The organism is Acinetobacter sp. IK40 (assembly GCF_035615075.1).
In the GTDB taxonomy this organism is placed as follows: Bacteria; Pseudomonadota; Gammaproteobacteria; order Pseudomonadales; family Moraxellaceae; genus Acinetobacter; species Acinetobacter courvalinii.
This window is the reverse complement of the sequence record NZ_JANBOE010000008.1, coordinates 221,085-244,573: the sequence shown is the minus strand read 5'-3', so window position 1 is coordinate 244,573 and position 23,489 is coordinate 221,085. Positions and strand designations below refer to the sequence as shown.

Genomic DNA, 23,489 nt, shown 5'->3' with positions numbered 1-23,489 from the left:
GAGAATTAACCTACAGTTTGTAAATCTTGCAAGCGGTACACATCCATTGGCAATTTCACAGCAAATGCTTGGCAAACTGCTTCAGCGCCGTTGATTGTCGTGGTGTAGTACACCTTGCCTTGTAGGGCAGCACGACGAATCATGGCAGAATCATACTGAGCTTGTTTGCCTTCTGTTGTGTTGACAATAAGATGAATTTCACCATTTTTCAAGCGGTCAACAATATGTGGGCGACCTTCGGTCACTTTATTGACAGCTTCACATTCGATACCCGCTTCTTTCAATACACGGTGTGTACCATTGGTCGCAACAAGTTTGAAACCATAGTCAATCAACTGTTGAGCGATGTTGGCGATGTATTTCTTGTCTGATTCACGAACCGACAAGAAGGCATGCTTCACTTCGCCTTCAGTTGGCAAGCCCGGTAAACGTTCGTTTGAACCGAGAACTGCCTTGTAGAATGCTTCACCAAATGTAGTACCTACACCCATGACTTCACCTGTCGATTTCATCTCAGGGCCAAGCATTGGATCTACGCCAGGGAATTTAGCGAATGGGAACACCGCTTCTTTCACTGCGAAATGGGTCGGGATGATTTCTTTAGTGAAACCTTGAGATTCAAGGGATTGGCCCGCCATACAACGTGCAGCCACTTTCGCTAAAGAGTCACCAATACATTTCGATACGAATGGTACGGTACGGGATGCACGTGGGTTCACTTCGAGTACGTAAACGTCATCGCCTTTGACTGCGAATTGAACGTTCATCAAACCAATTACGCCAAGCTCTTTTGCCATTGCAACCGTTTGACGACGCATCTCATCCTGAACTTCTTGAGAAAGAGAGTACGGAGGAATCGAACATGCAGAGTCACCAGAGTGAATACCGGCCTGTTCAATATGCTGCATGATACCGCCGATCACAACATCTTTACCGTCAGATACACAGTCAACGTCGACTTCAGTTGCATCATCAAGGAAATGGTCAAGCAGGACAGGCGCTTCATTTGAGGCTTGTACAGCTTCACGAAGGTAGCGTTTAAGCTCTTCTTCGTTATATACGATTTCCATTGCACGGCCACCCAATACATAAGATGGGCGAACAACTAACGGATAACCTACTTTAGCCGCTTCAGAAATACCTTCTTCAGCAGATTTTACAATGCTGTTGTTCGGTTGACGAAGCTGTAAACGTTGGATCATTTGCTGGAAACGTTCACGGTCTTCAGCGCGGTCAATCGCATCTGGAGATGTACCGATAATTGGTGTACCGGCTTCTTCTAAAGCACGCGCCAATTTTAATGGTGTTTGACCACCGTACTGTACGATCACGCCCTTCGGCTTCTCGGTACGTACGATTTCAAGTACATCTTCAAGTGTTACAGGCTCGAAGTATAGACGGTCAGATGTGTCATAGTCGGTAGAAACGGTTTCAGGGTTACAGTTCACCATGATGGTTTCATAACCGTCTTCACGCATAGCTAATGCAGCGTGTACACAGCAGTAGTCAAACTCGATCCCTTGACCGATACGGTTAGGACCGCCACCAATCACCATGATCTTGTCACGGTTAGATGGATTTGCTTCACATTCTTCATCGTAAGTTGAATACATGTAAGCAGTGCCAGATTCAAACTCTGCTGCACAAGTATCAACACGTTTGTAAACTGGATATACACCCAGGTTCCAACGATGTTTACGGAATTGTTTTTGTGAAATGCCCATCAAGTCCGCAATACGAAGGTCAGATAAACCTTTGCGTTTGAACGAGCGAATATTGTCAGCATTTAAATCACCAAAACCTAAAGTTTTCACTTGAGCTTCAGTTTTAATGATGTCTTCGATCTGGATCAGGAACCAGCGGTCGATTTTAGTTGCTTCAAATACGTCATCTAAAGAGAAACCGTGACGGAATGCATCCGCAACATACCAGATACGCTCTGGACCCGGAACTTTAAGCTCTTTTAGGATGATGTCTTTGGCATTAGCAGTACCCGCTTCGATTTTTTCATCAAAGCCACTGACGCCAACTTCAAGACCACGAAGTGCTTTTTGTACAGATTCCTGGAAATTACGACCAATCGCCATCACTTCGCCCACAGATTTCATCTGAGTGGTTAATACCGGCTCAGCTTGTGGGAATTTCTCGAAGTTGAAACGTGGAATCTTGGTCACAACATAGTCAATCGATGGTTCGAAAGACGCTGGTGTTACGCCGCCAGTGATGTCATTTTTCAACTCATCAAGGGTGTAACCCACTGCAAGTTTCGCCGCGATTTTTGCAATCGGGAAACCTGTTGCTTTAGAGGCAAGTGCAGATGAACGTGATACACGTGGGTTCATCTCGATCACAACCATACGACCGTCTTTCGGATTAATACCGAACTGAACGTTTGAACCACCTGTTTCAACACCGATTTCACGCAGAACTGCAACCGATGCATTACGCATCAATTGATATTCTTTGTCTGTCAATGTTTGCGCAGGCGCAACGGTGATGGAGTCACCGGTGTGAACGCCCATTGGATCAAAGTTTTCGATCGCACAGACGATGATACAGTTGTCGTTTTTGTCACGAACAACTTCCATCTCGTATTCTTTCCAGCCAATCAAAGATTCATCGATCAATAACTGGTGAGTAGGAGAGAGGTCGAAACCACGTTCACAGATTTCAAGGAATTCTTCGCGGTTATAGGCGATACCACCACCAGAACCACCCATCGTGAATGATGGACGAATGATGACCGGGAAACCGAAACCGGCTTGAATGGCCAAAGCTTCTTCCATTGTTTCAGCAATGGCCGCTTTTGGACATTCCAGACCAATTTTACGCATTGCGATATCAAACAGTTTACGATCTTCTGCTTTTTCAATCGCGTCTTTTGATGCGCCAATCAGTTCAACATTATATTTTTCAAGAACGCCATGCTCATCGAGTGCAAGGGCACAGTTCAATGCCGTTTGACCACCCATGGTTGGAAGGACTGCATCTGGACGTTCTTTTTCAATGATTTGTGCAACAGTTTGCCAAGTGATTGGCTCAATATACGTTGCATCTGCCATTGAAGGGTCAGTCATAATGGTCGCTGGATTCGAGTTGACCAGAATAACGCGATAACCTTCTTCACGAAGCGCTTTACATGCTTGCGCACCTGAATAGTCAAACTCACACGCCTGACCAATGACAATAGGACCAGCACCAATAATTAAGATGCTTTTAATATCCGTACGTTTAGGCATTATTCGCTCCTTAATTACTTCTTAGCGGCTTCGATAAGTTCGATGAAATGATCGAACAACGGCGCACAATCATGTGGACCAGGGCTGGCTTCAGGGTGACCCTGGAAGCTGAATGCTGGTTTGTCAGTACGATGAATACCTTGGTTTGTACCATCAAACAGTGAGCGATGTGTCACTTTTAAGTTTGCTGGTAAAGTACTCTCATCGACAGCAAAGCCGTGGTTTTGAGAAGTAATCATCACTGTACCGTTCTCAAGATTCTGTACAGGATGGTTCGCGCCGTGGTGACCGTGATTCATTTTCATGGTCTTCGCACCTGAAGCAAGCGCTAAAATCTGATGGCCTAAACAAATACCGAATACTGGCAATGTTGTGGTTTCAACAATGGTTTTGACTGCTTCGATGGCATAGTCACATGCTGCCGGGTCACCAGGACCATTTGACAAGAACACGCCATCCGGATTCAAAGCAAGAACCTTTTCAGCAGGAGTCTGTGCAGGAACCACTGTCAATTTACAGCCACGGTCTGCAAGCATACGTAAGATGTTGGTTTTGACACCATAATCGTATGCAACCACATGATATTTTAATTCTGGTTGAGTGAAACCCTGACCTAAAGTCCAAGAACCTTCAGTCCATTCAAAACCCGTCGGGTCACAGCATTCTTTCGCAAGATCGAGACCGTTTAAACCGCCAAATTCACGTGCTTTCGCAATCGCTTGTTCTTCTGTAATATTTTCGCCAGCAAGGATACAGCCGTTTTGTGCACCTTTGTCACGTAAAATACGTGTCAATTTACGGGTATCGATATCAGCGATGGCTACAACATTATGTTGCTCCAGGTATTCACTGAGTGATTGTTCAGAACGGAAGTTGCTGTGCAATAAAGGAAGATCGCGGATAATCAAACCATTCGCCCATACCTTATGGATGCGACCTGATTCAACGTCTTCACTATTACAGCCAGTATTTCCAATATGAGGATAAGTCAACGTCACAATTTGTTGTGCGTAGCTTGGGTCGGTCAAAATTTCTTGATAACCAGTCATGGCAGTGTTAAAAACGACTTCACCAGTCGTACTACCCGATGCACCGATAGACGTTCCTTTAAAGATCGTTCCATCTGCGAGGGCTAAAATGGCGGGGGTGCTCAAACCAAAGCTCCTGAACTAAGACCACAAAAATTAGGCTGTAAAAAAGCGAGAAGACATAAAAAAAGGCAGGCTGTCTTAAAAAAACATGCCCCTCCTTCCAGTCTGCTCGCTTGTAACTTAACAGCGCATTATACGCATGAGTGTGTGAAAAGTCTATGTGTTTTTATTTATTAAAATCAGGAATTACACGATTTCTTTTTAAAATGGCTAGATAACTGTCTATTGCAAAATCTCTCATCTTTATATGGTTATCATGAGATATTATGCAAATTGTCTGACAATTTTAATGTTGTCTAAGAAGTAGCCGTTTTATCCTATGCTTAGCCAAAAATTAACAATCAAGAAGAGGGTAAGCAAAATGGCTGAGAATCAAACTACACCGGTAACGGCTGAAGAAGTGAAAGATACAGTTGTTGAGAAAACAACCAAAGCCAAACAAGAGGTTGCTGCAAAAACGGCTGAAGTGAAGACTGCTGTGGCAGAGAAAACTGCGAAAGCGAAAGAAGCAGTCGCAGAAAAAACCGCAAAGGCAAAAGAAGTGATTGCTGAGACACAAGAGCAGGCGAAAGAAGTGATCGCTGAAACGCAAGGTCAAGTGAAAGAAGCTTTGGCAGAAACTCAGGAAAAAATTGAGACTGAAGCAAAAGAATTAAATCAAAACGTTCAAAACCAGTTTGCGCAAATCAAGCAGGATATTTTAGAGCGTATTGAAGTGATTAAAACTCAATTGAATTCATCGCAAGGTAACTTGCTTGAACTGAAAAATGCATTGAAAACTGAGTTGAATGCATTGATTGAAGACTTAAGCAAGGTGAGCAAAGAACTGAAAGATGATATTAGCCAGATTTCAGTAAAGCATAAAGATACATTAGTAGGCAGTTTTAAGCGCACCAAAGAGCAAGCGGTTGAAGCATGGAACAAAGTCCGTACAAGCTAATTGTTCGGAAATTAAAAAAAAGCGAGAATTTTTCTCGCTTTTTTTATGCTTAATCTATTAAAACTGATGTAACCAGTCGCGCTTGTTATGGAAGTCAGCTTGAGGGCTGCTGTGCTGCATTGCAAAATAATGCATACCTTGAGTGGTATTAAGTACAGCGGTTAAACCGATATACAGATCAGCCCATTTAAGTTGATGCTCACGCATAAACTGGGAGAAATCTAGACTGACATTCAAGCCATAATGCGTGCGTTGTAAATGATTCAGTTCAATATCATAGGCAGCGACAGGCGGCATATCTTCAGGGAAGCGGTATTCTTCAAATTGATAGACTTGCCACGCTTGAGAAGGGGAAAGGTTAATTTCTCGGTAGAAATCTTGATCTTTCACGCCCACAAAAATTTCAAAGCAGGTCTGTTCCCATAAAAAATCATGACGTGGATGCGCCGTAACCTGATCTGGGTAAATCAAAAATTGATTTGGGTCACGAACCCAAAAACCAACATTCAAGGTTGCTGGTGTTTGTTGCTCAATCGCCCCAACGACCGTAATGGCACTAAAGCGATCAAAAGCGGATAGTTCATAACTCGCCATGCTAATTACTTATTACTTAAGTGAGCAAAACGGACTAAGTTAGACAGGTGCTGGTTTTGTTTCGCCGCTTTTTTATAGAGCAGAACAATTTTACCAATCTTTTGTACAGACTCGGCACCGGTTGCTTCTACAATCGCATCAATGACGGCACCACGTGCATCACGGTCTTCACCCGCAATTTTCACTTTAATCAACTCGTGATCGTTTAACGCACGATTTGTTTCTTCAATGACGTTTTCTGTAAGACCTTGGCTACCAATCATTACAACTGGATTAAGTGCATGACCGATTTGACGTAAACGTTTACGTTCATGGATAGATAAAGCCGCCATTAAAAATACCTGATTGGAAAAACGACCTAGTATAACTTGCATCCTGTTTCTAAGATAGATTCGCAGACCGACACTTCAAACAAATATGTGAAAAATTGATGAAATAACCAATTGGCCTGATCGGAAAAAATCTGTAAAAGTTCGTGTGAATGAAGTACATCCGTACTGTAATAGGCGGAATTTTCACGTACAATGACTCATCAGAAGTTTTTTGAAATTTAGTGAGTTATGGCGACACGCATTACCAATCAAAAATTGTCTAAAAGCAGTCGTGCATGGATGAGAGAGCATTTAGATGACCCTTTTGTAAAAAAAGCACAAAAGGAAGGTTATCGCGCACGTGCGGCGTATAAGTTACTTGAAATCCAAGAAAAATATAAAATGATCAAGCCCGGTATGACGGTGGTCGACTTGGGTGCGGCGCCAGGCAGTTGGTCTCAGATTGCGGGTAAACTGGTTGGTTCAAACGGTTTGGTGATTGCCTCAGACATTCTGGAAATGGATGCATTGCCAGACGTGACCTTCCTGCAAGGCGACTTCCGTGAGGAAGAAGTTTTCGAAAAATTGTTAAATATTTTAAATGGACGTCAAGTAGACGTTGTAATTTCGGATATGGCCCCCAATACATCAGGTAATAGGGCTGTTGATCAACCGCGTCAGATTTACTTATGTGAACTGGCTTTGGATTTTGCTCAGAAAGTTCTCGGACCAAATGGACAGTTTGTTGTTAAAGTGTTCCAAGGTTCAGGATTTGACGAATTCCGCAAACAGGTGGTCGATAGTTTTGATGTATTAAAAACAGCCAAACCTGCGGCATCACGTGCTCGATCGAAAGAGGTTTTTTTGATTGGTCAAGGTCGTAAAAAGGCATTGCAATAAAAGTGTACTTGCCAAGTTGTTAAAAATTGTGCATTTTGTACCTTTTAAGTTTTTTGCAACGCAAATTCATTGCTGTTTTTGTGAAGGTCAGCCAAGATTAGGTATGATCAAATTAGATTGATATGGGAATAAAGCCTTGAGCGATTACTTCAAGAATGCCGTATTGTGGCTCATCATACTCGGTGTTCTGATTTTGATTTTTAGCAACGTCAGTGACCGCAATAAGCCTGCAGCGATGAAATATTCTGATTTCGTTGCAGCGGTGAATGCTGGGCAAATTAAACAAGTCACAATCGACGGTTTAAATATTAATGGTGAAAAAACCAATGGTTCTTCATTTGAGACGGTTCGTCCTCAAGTAGAAGACACTGAGTTGCTACCAAGCTTAAATAAACAGAATGTAGTGGTTGAGGGCACAGCACCGCAACGTCAAGGCATTTTGATGCAACTTCTCATTGCAAGTTTCCCGGTATTACTGATCATCCTGTTATTCATGTTCTTCATGCGTAATATGGGCGGTGGTGCTGGTGGTAAAAACGGTCCTATGAGCTTTGGTAAGTCAAAAGCGAAAATGTTATCTGAAGATCAGATCAAGTTAACATTCAGTGACGTCGCTGGCTGTGATGAAGCAAAACAAGAAGTGGTTGAAATCGTTGATTTCTTAAAAGACCCAGCCAAATTTAAACGCCTTGGTGCAACCATTCCACGTGGTGTACTCATGGTTGGTCCTCCAGGTACGGGTAAAACATTATTAGCGAAAGCCATTGCCGGTGAAGCTAAGGTTCCATTCTTTAGTATCTCGGGTTCTGACTTCGTTGAAATGTTTGTCGGTGTCGGTGCTTCTCGTGTTCGTGACATGTTTGAACAAGCGAAACGCCATGCGCCATGTATCATCTTTATTGATGAGATTGATGCAGTCGGTCGTCATCGTGGTTCGGGTACAGGCGGTGGTCATGATGAGCGTGAACAAACCTTGAACCAGATGCTTGTCGAGATGGATGGTTTTGAAGGCAATGAAGGCGTAATCGTGATTGCTGCGACCAACCGCGTAGACGTATTGGATAAAGCCTTGCTTCGTCCAGGCCGTTTTGACCGTCAAGTGATGGTGGGTTTACCAGACATTCGTGGTCGTGAGCAGATCCTGAACGTTCACCTGAAGAAACTTCCTTCGGTGACAGGTGTGGATCTTAAAGTGCTCGCACGTGGTACACCGGGCTTCTCGGGTGCGCAATTAGCAAACTTGGTCAATGAAGCTGCATTGTTTGCTGCTCGCCGTAATAAAAACACGGTCGATATGCATGACTTTGAAGATGCCAAAGACAAGATCTATATGGGTCCTGAACGTAAATCGATGGTGATTCGTGAAGAAGAACGTCGTGCTACGGCTTACCATGAAGCAGGACATGCCATTGTTGCCGAGATGCTACCGGGTACAGACCCTGTGCATAAAGTAACGATCATGCCACGCGGTTGGGCATTAGGTGTGACCTGGCAGTTGCCAGAGCAAGATCAGACCAGCCATTATAAAGATAAGATGTTGAATGAACTTTCAATCTTGTTTGGTGGTCGTATTGCGGAAGAAGTATTTATTAACCAAATGTCGACTGGTGCATCGAACGACTTTGAACGTGCAACTAAAATGGCGCGTGCAATGGTAACCAAATACGGTATGTCTGATGCGCTTGGCGTTATGGTTTATGAAGATGAAAACCAGAATGGTTTCTTCGGTAATGTCGGTAGCCGTACCATTTCTGAAGCGACTCAGCAAAAGGTCGATGAAGAAGTACGTCGTATCCTGGATGAGCAATACAAAGTTGCACGTGAGATCTTGGAAAATAACAAGGATATCGCACATGCAATGGTGAAAGCGTTGATGGATTGGGAAACAATCGATCGTGACCAGATCCGTGACATCATGGAAGGTCGTGAGCCGCAACCCCCTAAAGTTTATGTTGCTGATAATCCAGTGGCGGCATTTGAACCACCGAAAGATGGTCCATCTACACCACCACCTTTACCAGCAATGGGCTAATCAAAGATCAAATAAAAAGAGCGACTTCGGTCGCTCTTTTTTTGTCTGGATTTTATGCCAAACTGAAAATAAATCAGCAACGCAGCATCAGCTGTGTTGTTAAAATAAGCCTGTTAAAGTGCGAAGAGTTTTGATGATGCAGTTGATGCCATTACCCCAAAGTCAATTATCCTGTGGTCGTTTTCGATTAGACCTTTCACAACCCCAGGTGATGGGAATCTTGAATGTGACCCCGGATTCCTTTAGTGATGGGGGGCAGCATCACCACAAAGATCAGGCAATTCAACATGCTTTACAGATGATTGAAGATGGCGCAAGTATTATTGATATTGGGGGTGAATCTACCCGCCCCAATGCATCACCTGTGGCGCTGGAGGAAGAACTTCGCCGTGTGATTCCTGTGGTCGAGACATTATCCAAATATGATGTGATCATGTCGATTGATACCAGTCAGCCTGAAGTCATGCGTGCTGCCGTCCAAGCCGGTGCACATATCTGGAATGATGTACGTGCCTTAACCCGCCCTCAAGCCTTGGAAACCGCAGCCGAGTTAAATATTCCTGTGGTGTTGATGCATATGCGGGGTGAACCGACCAATATGAATCAGCTGGATCAGTATGATGACGTGACTGAAGAGGTGATTCAGGAGTTACAACAACGTCTGGATCAGGCCATTGCAGTTGGCGTTAAGCCGGAAAATATTATTATCGATCCAGGCTTTGGTTTTGCCAAAAATGCCCAGCAAAATTTCCAATTGCTCAATGAGTTCTGGAAGCTTAACCGAATGGGTTATCCAATTTTATCGGGCTTGTCACGGAAACGTTTTATTGGTGAAGCTTTAAATGGTGTCCCAGCCCAAGAACGTGCGGTGGGGAGTGTGACAGGGCATCTTTTAAGTCTTCAGCAAGGGGCAAGTATTGTTCGGGCACACGATGTTAAAGCCACGAGCGATGCGATCAAGGTCTGGAAAATGATGCAGGCTTAAAAGTGGCTGAGATGTCAGTAGAGCTGCAGGGCTCTATTGACTTGCTTGGCCAGATTACATATAACAAGACTATAAAATAAGCAAAGTGATATTAAAAATGGAAAATAAAACAATTACATATAAAAGTTTAAGGGTGTTTGCACTCATTTTGAGTCTTGGATTCATTATTTCTGCAGGGGTTATGGGCTATGCTCTGAAACAGTTTAATAGCACTAAAAATTCAATTACAGTCAAGGGCCTGGCTGAAAAACCGATTCAGGCTGATTCCGCACGCTGGGAGATCCATCTCCAAAGCAGCCATACATCGGATACGATTCCAGAGGCCTATCAATTACTTGATCAGCAAATGAAAGCCTTGCAGGCGTTCTTTGTAGAGCATGGTTTTAAAGCGGCAGATATGCAACTCGGAAATAAAAGTTCACAACCTTATTATGAAGAAGTGAATCTGGGGGACGGGCGAATCAATCGCGAGTTTAAAGGCTATACCGCTTTACAGAATTTGGTGGTTAATAGCCGCGATATCAAGAAGATTGAACAGGCTGCCAAAGATGCATATCTATTGGATGAAAAGGGCATTGCCATTGAGCAGAAACCTGAATATTTGGTATCAAATTTAGAGGAAATCAAAATGTCGCTGATTGCCAATGCCACCCAAAATGCCTATAGCCGTGCCAACGAGTTTGCCAAAGTGGGTGGGGTAAAGGTCGGAATGATGCGTTCTGCCAGTCAAGGGGCATTTTATATCTTGCCAGAAAGTGGCTCGGATGATGATAGTGATTATGGCGGTGCTTATGACAAGGCCACCATTCATAAAATTGCCCGTGTGGTGGTGACCATCAATTATGCGATTGATTAGAACAACGGTTTAGCTGATGGATCAGCCATGCTGGAAAGATACATTCGAATACGGTGTATCTTTCTTTTTTTGCATACAATTCTTTGTATCGTGACTGTATTTGAAAAAATGAAATAAATTGGGGAAGTGAATAATGCATCAATCAACAAAAATTTTAACCCTGAGTTTGCTCAGTTGCATGATCATGGCCTGTAGCACACCTGTTAAACAGTATGATCAAGTTGCAGTTGAAACTGCGATGCCTGTAGCACCCTCACCAATGAGTCAGTCCAATCAGGGATTAGTAAAAGCACGCAAGATGATCGCACCAGCATCTTATATTGCAGTCATGCCGACCATGGAAAGACCGCGCTTAGAGCAGAACACCGAAAAATATCAAAATAATGAAGTCAATCCAGTACATCGTGTTGCGGATCAAGCTGTTTCAACTTTTAGTATTGATGTAGATACAGGTAGTTATAACAACACACGTCGTTTTTTAAATGACGGGCGATTACCGCCTGTTGATGCCGTTCGTGCCGAGGAGATGATTAATTATTTTGATTATCAGTACCCCCAGCCAAATAGCATTCATCCTTTTTCTGTCACTACCGAAACCGTTGATTCGCCATGGAAACAAAATGCCAAGCTGTTCAAGATTGGGATTCAGGCCAAAGACCTGAGCACCAAACAACTGCCACCTGCCAATCTGGTCTTTTTGGTCGATGTCTCTGGCAGTATGGATGCAGCTGACAAACTGCCTCTGGTAAAACAGACTTTGCGCTTACTCACCGAGCAACTTCGAGCACAGGATAAGGTCACCATCATTACTTATGCCAGCGGTGAAAAACTGGTCCTGGAACCGACTGCAGGCAATCAAAAAGACAAGATACTGGCTGTGATTAATGCCTTGCAGGCCAGTGGGGCAACCGCAGGTGAACAAGCCATCCAATTGGCCTATCAGCAGGCAGAAAAAGCCTTTGTGAAAAATGGCATTAACCGTATTCTGCTGGCGACAGATGGGGACTTTAATGTCGGTATTACCGATTTTAGTACCTTAAAAGGTATGGTGGCAGAGAAACGTAAAAGTGGTATTTCATTAACGACATTGGGTTTTGGTACTGGGAATTACAATGAGCAGTTGATGGAGCAACTGGCGGATGCAGGCGATGGCAATTACAGCTATATTGATAATAAAAATGAAGCGAAAAAAGTGGTACAGCGTCAGCTTTCATCGACCCTTGCGACTGTTGCTCAGGATGTCAAAATTCAGGTCGAATTTAATCCTGCAACCGTGAAAGAATATCGTTTAGTCGGTTATGAAAACCGGATGTTGAAGCAGGAAGATTTTAACAATGACCAGGTCGATGCCGGGGATATTGGAGCGGGACATAATGTCACCGCGATTTATGAAATCATTCCAGTGGGTCAACAAGGCTGGCTCAATGATTCACGTTATCAGGCCGCGGCAAAAACTGACACAACCAAAAAGTCGGAATATGCGTTTGTAAACTTACGCTATAAGTTACCAAATCAAGAGAAAAGTATTTTATTGAGTCAAGCGGTGAGGGCGGAAAGCAGACCATTGGCTCAAGCCAATAACGATACCCGTTTTGCCATTGCTGTGGCCTCTTATGCCCAGCAGTTAAAAGGTGGACAGTACAATGGCGCAATGGGATGGGATCAGATTATCCAGCTTGCACAGCAATCAGCGAAACCCGATCCTTATCAAATGCGAGAAGAGTTTGTGGAGCTTGCAAAGATTGCCAAAAGCTTAAGTGCTAAAAAAGAGTAAACATGATTAAAAAAAGCGGTCGGAAAACCGCTTTTTTTATGTCTAAATATCGTGATTTTGGTTAGATTATGTTATAAGCATGGCGTTTTATTGGCATATTATTTTTTATGTTCGAAGATTTACTCCTCCCCATGTTTGACGATGAATATTATCCCGATATTCTCGTGGCTGAAGTGAAACAGCACATCCAGAAGTTTTCAAAAAAGGTGAGCCGTACTGACTTATCTGAAACGGAAATCTATCGTTTTGCACATCAAACCATGATCGAAATTAACGAAATGAAACCACAATTTGAAGATCTGGATTCCAGTTTAGATGACACTGCCGCAGACTATATTGCTGAAGCCATGATGATGGTAGTGCAAGAGGTCGGTTATCTGGATATTGAAATGGAAGAATTGATTGCCAATCGAGAGTGGTAGAATTCACTCTCGCTGGTTTTTTATAAAAATAAATATTATTTCGAAGCGGTCTCACTCCAAAATTTAGGTAAAACAATGTGCCCTGAAATCCAAGCCTCAATTTTAGGCTGTTTTATTTTTTGATAGTACATGCTCTGTGTATTAATGAGTAAGCCTAGGGTATCGCCTTGATTCAATCGCCCATTCATACTTGGCAACTCAAGGGTTAGATGCTGTTCATCCAGCTGGGTTACGCCTTGGGTAATCTGGTCATAAGTCTGTTTTCGGGCTGCATTAAACGGCGCAGTCTGATCATTTAAAACCTCATATTTCCCTGTGAGTTTTGATTTAATCGCCACAGAGATAAATAAGGTCGGATCCACTTTAGATATTGTTACTACCTGTAAAGACAGCATTGGGGCACCCGTGATATAACTGCGCTGGGTGGCGGTATGGATAGGTACAAATACCGCTTGAGTTGCAGTCGGTGCGATCCAGGTTTTATGCAGACGATAGGACTGAGTTGCATTCAGGTCATTTAAGCTCGTGACAGGACTTTGATCCACACATAACTCTGGTAAGTTGATCGCTGGTGTTTGGTCCTTGAGCTTCTGGTTGAACCAGTCCAAGATGGTATTTTGCAGATTATATTTTTGCTGGTTGCCACAACTCACCGTTTTGCCAATATACCAGAAGGGTGTGTTGCCGCGAGGCGAATGCTGGGCAAAAGGCTGTAAATGTCCGCCCTGTACTCCAACCAAATGAACGTCATGCTGAGCATGCTGAATACATTGGGCTGCTTTTACTCCTTCATTAAAGGGAAACAAGATATCTCTAAAACCCTGAATAATCAGTGCATCCGCTTGAGGTGCCTGTGCATGATCGCAAAACCAGCTGGCTTGATGGGTTTTTAAAAAATCATAGGTAGATGCTTTCAGTTGACCTTGTTGCGTTTCAAGATAGGCCTGTTTTAATTCGGGATCAAACTTATTCCAGTTCCACCAATCGCCAATCAGGTTGAGAAAACCGATCCAGTTACTTTTGGGTACTCCATTCGGCGCAAGACTATTGACGATGTCATACCAGGTGGTGATAGGAACGATGGCCTGTAAACGGGGATCATGTGCTGAAGCGATGTATTGTACGCCACCTGCATAAGACTCACCGATCATGCCTGTTCGTACGCCATGTTGATTTGTTGCCAGTTGCGGCAGGTTTTTTTCTGCCCAGTTCATCAGGGTGATGACGTCTTGAGCTTCTTTCTCCGGATCAGTCAGGCGGATTTTTCCTTGGCTATCACCGTGACCACGCTGGTCATAACTCATGACCCAGTAGCCCTTCTGCCAGGCAGTTTTCGCGACTTGTCCAGTAGGTAACAGGAAACCATACAAACTCAGTTCCGGGCGTTTCATCCGGGAGAGGCCAAAGCCATGGGTATGTAAAATTAAAGGTGCAGTCTGGCCTGCTTTTAAATGCGGTTGATATACCGTAAAGGCAAGTACAGTCCCATCCGGCGCCGTAGTCTTTGCCTGATAATAGCGTTGTTTTAGCTCGATGCTTTTGCCTTTAACCGATGCTGATTGCGAAGTGGCATGTACACACCCTTGCAACACAAACAACAAACCGAAGCAGAGCCAGAAGACGTAAGAACGCATAGATTATTTCATCCTTGAACAAATCTTTGAGAAATCACGAGGTGATCGGGATAGTTTACTGTGGCTTGTTGGCCGATACTATTGCTGACAGGTCCTGTTGACTGACCTGTCAGTTTTTAAAACCTTATCTATACCTTATTTTCTACGGTAAGCGTAAAGAAATAAGCCGAAGCATAGAAAAATAAGTCCAATGATCAGATGTGAGCTTAATGCTTCATTGTTAAACCATATTCCCCAGCCAGTCGCAAGGACGGGTGTTAATATGGTAATCAGCATGACCGTGGTCGGGTTCAGTTTCTGGATGAGGTGGAAGTAACAAATCATGGCCAGCACTGACGAAAATAATGCGCTATATAACAAGGCCAGACCTGTTTGCAGGCTCGGCAACTGGGTCGGTGCTTGGCTGAGGAAAAAGGGTAATAAACACAGGTAGCCGAACCACGAAACAAGCGTTGAGCCTGTGGTTTGAATAATGGGATGGATCCCGGCACCAATTTGTGCAACGGCAAACATGGAAAATACGTACAGCAGCACTGCAATAATTTCATAGATGACCCCAAGCCTATCTAGTTGGATGTGCGTTGCACCAAGACCTAAGGTGAGCGAAAGTCCGAAAACGGCCAGGATGAGTCCATACCATTGGCGTTTTAAAAAGTGTTCGCGTTTGAGGATAAATACGGCGATCAGTCCCGACCATAACGGTGCGGTCCCATAAATAATCGAGATCATGCCGGAAGAGACGCGGGTTGCACCCATATAACAAAATGTCATGGAGCCGAACAGCCCAAGTGCACCAGCACCATAACTGAGTATGGCAGTCTTGTTGATGGTCAGTTTCAAGCGAAAATAAAGCAGACACAGCAAGGCCAGTGGGATGGCAATACTGAATCGTAAGAATAATCCCCAAGCCCAGTGTATTTCATGTACTGTCCAGACCGCAGCTAAAGGTGTAAATGACCAGATTAGCACCACGGCGATGAATTGACCGACTGTAGCAAGGCGAGGGGAAACAGGGGCTACAGCCGGTTGTAGCTGTGGTATGGAGAGAGCATTCTTTTCGGGCAACTGGGTCATGGCATGATTCCTGTAATAACAACGGTGAAATTAAGACAATAAAAAAGGTCGCTCATGAGGCGACCTGTGGATTCAACTGATGTTTAAAGTGTCATCATCTGAAATATATCAAGTCCCCTCGCGGTAACGCGTAGACACGTCGCCATGCCGCATAGACAGAAATGTCATGCGCAATCACACTTGGACGTGAACAGGAAACTTGAGGGTTCAACATATAAGATATTCGAAACTGATTCTGATCTTTTATAGCATAGCGTGTGTTTGAAAAATAGCCATTTCTCAAATCAAGATAAAAATATAGGCAAAGTAAATCAACAATTGGGCATTGCTAAAATTGCAGATTTTTCCATAATGTTGCCAACAAATTCTGAAAGAAGTTTGCTCTTGTCTGCCTTTGAAATTTTTGCGATCGTGATCAGTCTGATTGGTGTGACCTTAACCATTCGACGCCACATGTGGTGCTGGTGGTTTAATTTTCTGGCGTGCAGTTTATACGCCTATTTTTTCTTTAGCATCCGCTTATATGGTGAAACACTGCTGCAATTTTTCTTTATTGCGATGAATGTGTATGGATTCTATTACTGGCTGAAAGGCAAACGACAGGACCATGAGATCCGGATTGAACCGATTGCCAAAACTCTGGTATTGGCGCAAATGGGTATGGCGGTTATTTTTGGTCTACTCTTTGGCTTGATGCTTAAACATTTTACTGATGCTGCGGTACCGATGCTGGATTCGCAATTGGTGGCATTCAGCTTATTGGCCACCTACTGGACCAGTCGAAAGCATATTGCCACGTGGATTCTGTGGATTTTTGTCAATATTATCTATGTGGGCATGTTTATCTACAAAGAAGTTTTCCTGACCGCAGGACTGTATGCCGCCTTTGTCGGGCTGGCGGCTTATGGCTGGTGGCAATGGCAACAGGTCAAGCAAAAACAACTTGGCCATGCATAAATAAGGGCAGCTGAGGCTACCCTTAAGTTTGAAACAAGACTTATTTTGCCGTGGCTTGATAACTTTGTACTGCCTGGCGCCCCAATGCTGGATCATCGGTAAAGATCCCATCTACACCCGCTTTGAAATACAGCTGCATTTCCTTGATTGAACCTGTGGCACAACGTTCCGCTTCTTTGGCTTTATCTGCGCTACATTTTAAGCTGGCTGGCAGGAAGTTATTTTCAGGCCGGAAGGTATATGGATGTACCTTTAGCCCCGCCTGATGAGCATCTTTAACAAAGGAGGTGGTTTCCGTCATGTCGTCATTTTTAAAGACATAGACTTTCCATGGGCCGACGCCATTGGCATATTTTGCAACCTCTTTAAGACCGCTTGCTGTGGCTAAATCTGCATAGGTTTTCGGATTGTTTTCAGCTACATAATCAGCAGGTTTGGTATCGGGCGCATCATAAAGCTGGATCAGTTGGGCATGTTTGACACTTTTGTGCAGATCAAGCTGGTTCTTTAAGTATTTCAAATTGCCGACTTCAAAAGACTGTAAATAGATCGGTGCAATATCGCGGGTGTATTGATATTGAGATAAGGTTTTCAGCAGACGATCTTCCATGGCAAGATTCTGCTTCTGGAAATAGGTCGGGTGCTTGGTTTCGATATAAAGACCAATGATTTTGCCGGTTTTCTTATAATGCGCTTCAGCCAATTCGATAATCTGTTCCAAGGTCGGAATTGGATAGAGATCATTGTATTTTTGATTGTCCGGTCGATATTGGGGAATGCGCTCACGTGCTTTCAGTTGTTGTAATTCGTTTAATGTAAAGTCTTCAGTAAACCAACCTTCTAAAGTCACGCCATCAATCACCTTGGTTTTTTTACGATCGGCAAATTGTGGCAGGGTCGAAACATTGGTGGTGCCGCCAATTTCATTTTCATGACGAGCGACCAGAACGCCATCTTTGGTTGAAACCAGATCTGGCTCAATAAAGTCGGCGCCGTCGTCAATCGCCTTTTGATACGATGCAAGCGTGTGTTCTGGGCGAAGTGCACTGGCACCGCGATGTCCCACCACCAGAATTTTGGCACCCTGATTATTCGGTTGTTTGATATTGTTTTGATCATTGTTGTCATCATTGCAACCAGCAAGGCTGATCAGGCACAGACAAAGAACTGCTTTTTTAAACATAGATAAGCTCATGTGTTTTTTTATTCAAGCCGCTAGTTTGAGCATTGAAGTTATCAAACACATGACAGGGAGATGATGATTTTATGAAAATATCAAGACTTTTAAATAGCAGCAGTACTTAAATAAAATTCCAGTTTGAAGACATTCTCAAACTGGATAAAAAATAATGTATTTTTAAAATTTATTTTTCCAATAAGGCCAGTTGGCTTCCGGTGTGAAATGATAATTGTCATCAAGCCAGTAAGTTTGAGAAGGGGAGGATTTGTCTTTCAGTCCCATAAGGTGCAGCAGATTATTGTCCAGTTCCGCAGTATTTAAGGTTTTTTCTTTATCTACACCTGTGCTGTGTAAGCGATCTGACCACATGATCACAGGAACTTGATAACCTGCTCTGGTATTTGGGCTATGACCGGCATAATCAATTTCATGTCCGACTTCATTGCCATGATCGGAAACCACAGTAAAAGATCTAAAATCAGGTATCGCATCTGCTCTTAAATTATCTAGAAATTGACTAAGTAATGAGTCTTCGTATAAGACCGCATTATCATAGTCATTGCGCAGTGAACGAATCCACGGATCAATATCTCTATTTTTGAGGTCAGTTTCGACAGCATCGTTACTGTTGCTGGAAAACCGGTTAAATGCCGCTGGATAGCGCTCTTCATAGTTTGGATGGGCGCCAATCAGATGGAGAATAATCAGTTTTTTCGGTTCAGGATCGGCCAGCGCCTGTTGATAATCAGGAATGAGTGATTCATCCAGAGAGGTGCTACTACGACCAGAGCGTTTGTTTTTATACACTGCTTTATCGGCATAAGAACCGAATAAAGAAGATAAGTAAGTATCGTCCTGATTACTGAGCCAGTAAATTTTATATCCTGCTGCCCGTGCATAGGCCAGAATACTTTCTGGTGAATATTGATCATGTTGTGAAGCCGGGCTTTCGGTTAACAGTACACGTAAGGCATTGATTGTAGAGGGTGAAGGAGAGAAAGCATTACAAAAGACTTTGATCTCATCCAGTCGTTTTGCCAGCTCAGGCGTGGTATTGCGTGGGTAGCCGCAGACACCTAGATTTAAACTGGTTAAACTTTCTGACAGGACCAGTACATGGGTCTGTTTACCTTTTGCCTGTTCTGTCAGTACCAGATTCTGCTTGGCACTTTTGTCCCATTGTTGATGAACATTTTTATGCTGTTTGATACGGTCTTTGAAATCCTGAATTTTGGCCTGATACTCAGTCCAGAATACAATCGGATGTACCTTGCGTGATGGTTTCATCAGATAGCTGGTGGTCGCCAGTAAGACCAGTAAAATAATACAGCCCCGATAAATTCGGCTGTGCCAGAGTTGGCTAAAATGAATCGGTTTAACCAGCTTGAAAACAGCAACACTATATAAGATGACCAATACGAATAGGCCAGCTGCCACAGTGAGCATGGTCGCGAGATGAAGCTGAAAAAATTCCAGACTTTCCCGACGGTTGGTATTGGCAAGCGCTTCAATAATGAAATAGGCCTCATTATCACTATTGAATAAAAACCAGGTGCTTGAGCGAAGTAAGGCATCTAACCAGGCCAAAAACCACCAGATAATCGCAAGGATATACCAATAGATTTTTTTTCGGGTAATCGCCAGATAAATAAATAGCACACCGGGCAATGATAAACAGCCAAGTCTTAAACCATCAGATAAATTACCGACTGCAATCAGTAAGCCGCCTGTGATCAAGGCGGGCAGTAAGATCAGCAGCAGAATATTCAAGTTTTTTAAGCTGGCCTTCATATATGCCTAATACAGTATGGGGAGGGGAGATAAACTAAGCGTGCTAATATCGTTTTTAGTGGGGGATGTGTCAATTCAAAATTAAGAAGTCTTTGATTGCACAGTAAATTAAATTGATTCGCACAGTTAAGCTGTTGAATTATTGCAAAGTTAGCGCATTATTTTTTATTGCGAATAACCTGAAATTCATTATTTCTCCGCAATTTACGGTTTTTGAAATGATATGTTAATAGGGATGGTGTTTGCCTGTCAGCTCGGTAATGATCATATTCTGAAAAGTGCCTGTATTTGCCTATCTTTTTGAAAAATTGACTGTTTCGCTAATGGGATAAACAGCCATGCTATCTAAGTTTTTTATTCATCGTCCGATCTTTGCGACTGTACTGGCAATTATTGTGATGGCAGTTGGTTTATTCGCCATTCTGAATTTGCCCGTAGAACGTTATCCCGATATTGCACCGCCCCGAATTACGGTATCGGCCAATTATAGTGGTGCGGATGCTCAGGCGGTTGAAGATAGTGTGACCCAGGTTTTGGAACAGCAAATTAAAGGCATTGATCATCTGCTCTATTTTAGTTCGAGTAGTGATGCAAGTGGTAGTAGCCGTATCAGTTTGTTCTTTGAGCAAGGCACCGATCCTGATCAGGCACAGGTACAGGTCCAAAATGCAGTCAATGGGGCAATTAACCGCCTTCCCGATGATGTTCAGCGTCAAGGTGTGAATGTTCGCAAATCTTTAAGTGATTCCTTTATGGTGATTGGGGTCGGGGATAAGTCTGGCCGGTCGACCAATCTGGATATTTCCGATTACATTACCAATAACTTTGAACTCAATCTAAGCCGGATTGAAGGCATTGGCGAAGTCAGTGTGTTTGGTTCGCAATATGCCATGCGCATCTGGCTGGACCCGCAACGACTTGAACGTTATCAGCTTCAGGTGGGTGATGTCCGAACAGCGATTGAAAACCAGAATACACAAGTGGCAGCAGGTGCGATTGGAGCACTGCCTGCGGCCAGTGATCAATACCTGAATGCCAAAGTTACTTCAGGCTCGTTGTTACGCACCCCTGAGCAGTTTGAAAATATTATTATTAAAGCCAATGCTGACGGCAGTTTTGTCTATTTAAAAGATGTGGCGCGCGTTGAAGTTGGGGCGGAAAACTATCAGGTGTTTAACCGTATCAATGGTTATCCTGCTTCGGGGCTGTCCTTGTCGCTGACTGTTGGCGCGAACGTGATGCAAGTGGCGGATGCGGTATATAAAGAAGTGGCCCGTTTGGAAAAAACCTTACCAGAAGGTTATTTTGTGATGTATCCACGGGATGACACACCATTTGTAAAAGAATCGATGTCACAAGTGGTGTCTACCCTGATTGAAGCCATCGGACTGGTGGTACTGGTGATGTTTATCTTCTTGCAAAACTGGCGTGCCACCTTGATCCCTGCCATCACCGTTCCTGTGGTAATCCTAGGCACTTTTGCGGTCTTGGCCGTTTTGGGCATGAGTATTAATACCCTGACCTTATTTGCCATGGTGCTGGCGATTGGCTTGCTGGTCGATGATGCGATTGTGGTGGTTGAGAATGTCGAGCGTCTTATGCACGAGCAGCAACTCAGCGCCAAACAAGCTTCGATTCAATCGATGCAGGAAATTAGTGGGGCCTTGGTCGGGATTACTTTGGTCCTGACCGCCGTTTTTATTCCGATGTCCTTTTTTAGCGGGGCGACAGGGATTATTTATCGACAGTTCTCCATCACCTTAGTGGTGGCGATGGGGCTGTCCTTACTGGTCGCCTTGATTCTAACCCCGGCTTTATGTGCCATTTTGCTTAAACCGCAACACAAACAAGCACGTTGGGCCGTCAAATTTAATCAGGGACTGGACTATATTAAAACACGTTATCTGAAGGTGTCTAACAAAGTCATCAGCCTGAAAAGCATGTCCTTGATCGGTATTGCTCTCCTGATTGGGTTTTTTGCCTGGGTCTATCGCGAATTGCCTAGTAGCTTTTTACCCCAGGAAGACCAAGGAACTTTAGCAGTGCAATTCCGTTTACCGGAAGGTACGCCGATGAGCAAAACGGAAAATGTCGGCAAACAGATTTCTGACTATTTCCTTGAACATGAAAAGGCCAACTTAAACGGGGTAATGGTGATTCATGGACGCAATTTTTCAGGTACCGGACAAAATCTTGGGCAGGCCTTTGTTTCACTGAAACATTGGGATGAGCGCAAGGGCACGGAAAACAGTGCCCAGCAAATTCGTGCGCGGGCGATGCAGTATTTTTCGCAGAATAATCAGGCCCGCATTATGGTGATGATGCCTTCGGTAATTCGTGGGCTTGGAAATTCAGATAAGATCGATTTCTGGCTACAGGACACCAAGGGGTTGGGCAGACAGAGTCTATTAAGCTCTTTTCAGGATTTACAGCAACAGGGCAATGCGCTGGATTCGGTCGAGAATGTGGATAAAAAAGGCAATGATGATCAGGCGGTACTGAATATCAAGATTGACCATAAAGCGGCCATGATTCACGGGCTCAACGTCAGTGATATTAACCGCACCTTATCCACCGCGTGGAGTGGCAGTTATATCAATGACTTTATTGATCGTGGCCGGATCAAGCGCGTGTATCTACAAGGAGATGCGCCATACCGCTCCAAGCCGGAAGATCTCAATTACTGGTATGTAAAAAATGCCAATGGGCAAATGGTGCCGTTTTCGCAATTTAGTCAGATTGGATGGCAGGGCGCGCCACCAATGCTGGAGCGCTTTATGGGCTATCCTGCCATTAGTCTGGAAGCGGATGCCGCAAGCGGTTTTAGTAGTGGGCAAGGGATGCAGGCCATTCAGGGACTGGTCGATAAAATGCCAGATGTCGGCCTGGCTTGGAGCGGACTGTCTTATCAGGAACAGCAATCCAGCAATCAGGCGATCTGGCTGTATCTCATTTCGATAGCCTTTATTTTTCTCTGCCTTGCAGCTCTATATGAAAGCTGGTCAATTCCTTCGGTGGTGATGGCGGCGATTCCATTAGGTGTCGGCGGAACGATTTTATTCAGTTACCTGTTTGGTTTTGCTAACGATATTTATTTCCAGATTGCCTTGCTCACCACTATTGGCTTGTCCTGTAAAAATGCCATTTTAATGGTTGAGTTTGCAGCCAGTCTGCAACAACAAGGCCAAACCGCACTACAAGCGGCGTTACATGCCGCAGGATTACGACTCCGTCCAATCTTGATGACCTCGATTGCCTTCGGTGCCGGGGTTATCCCGCTGATGTTTTCGAGTGGTGCGGGTGCGTTAAGCCGACAGGCGATTGGTTATAGCGTGTTTGGCGGGGTGGTTTTCGGGACCATTCTGGTACTGATCTTTATCCCGTTTATGTATGTCTTGGTGAGAACGGCATTCAAGCCAAAACCGAAGGTTGAAACTGCTTAACCATATTGTTTTATCATAGCGCCAAACTGAACAGTTGCTGGCTTAGTCTAAGCCAGCAACTGTTCAGTTTTGTTGAGTAAGTTGAGAATATTCAAAAAAATTTGTAGTATTGCCGTGCCGTATAAACGGTCTAATGAGGTTTGATTGCCTAAATGGACACGCAGAGTTGTAATTTATCCCAGATTACACATTTTTATTTTCATCAA

General features: G+C 43.8%; 17 protein-coding genes. 9 read left to right on the top strand and 8 right to left on the bottom strand.

Features of this window, described 5'->3' with window-relative positions; genetic code table 11:
* Positions 1-5 precede the first annotated feature (5 nt).
* Together carB and carA are read right to left on the bottom strand one after the other, a co-directional pair.
* Positions 6-3,239 carry a carbamoyl-phosphate synthase large subunit gene (gene carB / locus MSG93_RS15270; RefSeq protein WP_005288418.1) on the bottom strand — a complete coding sequence of 1,078 codons (3,234 nt, stop codon included), beginning with the start codon at positions 3,237-3,239 and terminating at the stop codon, positions 6-8.
* A gap of 14 nt (positions 3,240-3,253) precedes the next feature.
* Positions 3,254-4,393 (bottom strand): glutamine-hydrolyzing carbamoyl-phosphate synthase small subunit, encoded by a 1,140-nt coding sequence (gene carA, locus MSG93_RS15265; protein ID WP_005231896.1) that lies wholly within the window; start codon positions 4,391-4,393, stop codon positions 3,254-3,256.
* A 358-nt stretch (positions 4,394-4,751) separates the two neighbouring features.
* On the opposite strand from carA, the gene MSG93_RS15260 reads away from it, so the two are divergent.
* Positions 4,752-5,330 (top strand): hypothetical protein, encoded by a 579-nt coding sequence (locus MSG93_RS15260; RefSeq protein ID WP_312050345.1) that lies wholly within the window; start codon positions 4,752-4,754, stop codon positions 5,328-5,330.
* Between the two features lie 57 nt (positions 5,331-5,387).
* Here MSG93_RS15260 and MSG93_RS15255 read toward each other — a convergent pair whose 3' ends face one another.
* Both MSG93_RS15255 and yhbY read right to left on the bottom strand, forming a co-directional pair.
* Complete coding sequence (locus MSG93_RS15255; RefSeq protein WP_005231892.1) at positions 5,388-5,924, bottom strand: DOMON-like domain-containing protein; 537 nt, start codon at positions 5,922-5,924, stop codon at positions 5,388-5,390.
* A gap of 5 nt (positions 5,925-5,929) precedes the next feature.
* The gene (gene yhbY, locus MSG93_RS15250; protein ID WP_004774823.1) at positions 5,930-6,256 is read right to left on the bottom strand and encodes a ribosome assembly RNA-binding protein YhbY; all 327 of its coding nucleotides are present in this window, start codon (positions 6,254-6,256) and stop codon (positions 5,930-5,932) included.
* 228 nt (positions 6,257-6,484) lie between these two features.
* Here yhbY and rlmE point away from each other — a divergent pair, with 228 nt between their 5' ends.
* The 6 genes from rlmE (at position 6,485) to MSG93_RS15220 (ending at position 13,204) form a co-directional block, all read left to right on the top strand.
* Entirely contained in the window at positions 6,485-7,135 is a 651-nt protein-coding gene (gene rlmE / locus MSG93_RS15245) for a 23S rRNA (uridine(2552)-2'-O)-methyltransferase RlmE (protein ID WP_005231890.1), read from the top strand.
* 136 nt (positions 7,136-7,271) lie between these two features.
* On the top strand, positions 7,272-9,167 hold the full coding sequence (ftsH, locus tag MSG93_RS15240; protein WP_005231889.1) for an ATP-dependent zinc metalloprotease FtsH: 1,896 nt from the start codon (positions 7,272-7,274) through the stop codon (positions 9,165-9,167).
* Between the two features lie 136 nt (positions 9,168-9,303).
* Positions 9,304-10,152, top strand: coding sequence for a dihydropteroate synthase (gene folP / locus MSG93_RS15235; RefSeq protein WP_324622403.1), 849 nt, complete (start codon positions 9,304-9,306; stop codon positions 10,150-10,152).
* A 97-nt stretch (positions 10,153-10,249) separates the two neighbouring features.
* Positions 10,250-11,008 carry an SIMPL domain-containing protein gene (locus MSG93_RS15230; protein ID WP_324622392.1) on the top strand — a complete coding sequence of 253 codons (759 nt, stop codon included), beginning with the start codon at positions 10,250-10,252 and terminating at the stop codon, positions 11,006-11,008.
* Positions 11,009-11,141: 133 nt separating this feature from the next.
* Positions 11,142-12,782 (top strand): VWA domain-containing protein, encoded by a 1,641-nt coding sequence (locus MSG93_RS15225; RefSeq protein ID WP_324622391.1) that lies wholly within the window; start codon positions 11,142-11,144, stop codon positions 12,780-12,782.
* A gap of 107 nt (positions 12,783-12,889) precedes the next feature.
* The gene (locus MSG93_RS15220; RefSeq protein WP_005288399.1) at positions 12,890-13,204 is read left to right on the top strand and encodes a DUF5713 family protein; all 315 of its coding nucleotides are present in this window, start codon (positions 12,890-12,892) and stop codon (positions 13,202-13,204) included.
* Positions 13,205-13,239: 35 nt separating this feature from the next.
* Here MSG93_RS15220 and MSG93_RS15215 read toward each other — a convergent pair whose 3' ends face one another.
* Complete coding sequence (locus MSG93_RS15215; protein WP_324622390.1) at positions 13,240-14,838, bottom strand: alpha/beta hydrolase family protein; 1,599 nt, start codon at positions 14,836-14,838, stop codon at positions 13,240-13,242.
* 135 nt (positions 14,839-14,973) lie between these two features.
* The gene (locus MSG93_RS15210) at positions 14,974-15,912 is read right to left on the bottom strand and encodes a DMT family transporter (RefSeq protein WP_324622389.1); all 939 of its coding nucleotides are present in this window, start codon (positions 15,910-15,912) and stop codon (positions 14,974-14,976) included.
* 351 nt (positions 15,913-16,263) lie between these two features.
* On the opposite strand from MSG93_RS15210, the gene pnuC reads away from it, so the two are divergent.
* A complete protein-coding gene (pnuC, locus tag MSG93_RS15205) occupies positions 16,264-16,869 on the top strand; it encodes a nicotinamide riboside transporter PnuC (RefSeq protein WP_324622388.1) in 606 nt (201 codons plus the stop codon).
* 40 nt (positions 16,870-16,909) lie between these two features.
* Here the strand turns inward: pnuC and MSG93_RS15200 are convergent, their stop codons facing one another.
* Positions 16,910-18,052, bottom strand: coding sequence for a glycerophosphodiester phosphodiesterase (locus MSG93_RS15200; protein WP_324622387.1), 1,143 nt, complete (start codon positions 18,050-18,052; stop codon positions 16,910-16,912).
* 174 nt (positions 18,053-18,226) lie between these two features.
* On the bottom strand, positions 18,227-19,840 hold the full coding sequence (locus MSG93_RS15195; RefSeq protein ID WP_324622386.1) for a phosphoethanolamine transferase: 1,614 nt from the start codon (positions 19,838-19,840) through the stop codon (positions 18,227-18,229).
* 338 nt (positions 19,841-20,178) lie between these two features.
* Here MSG93_RS15195 and MSG93_RS15190 point away from each other — a divergent pair, with 338 nt between their 5' ends.
* Positions 20,179-23,283, top strand: a complete 3,105-nt coding sequence (locus tag MSG93_RS15190; protein WP_324622385.1) for an efflux RND transporter permease subunit — start codon at positions 20,179-20,181, stop codon at positions 23,281-23,283.
* Positions 23,284-23,489: the final 206 nt, after the last annotated feature.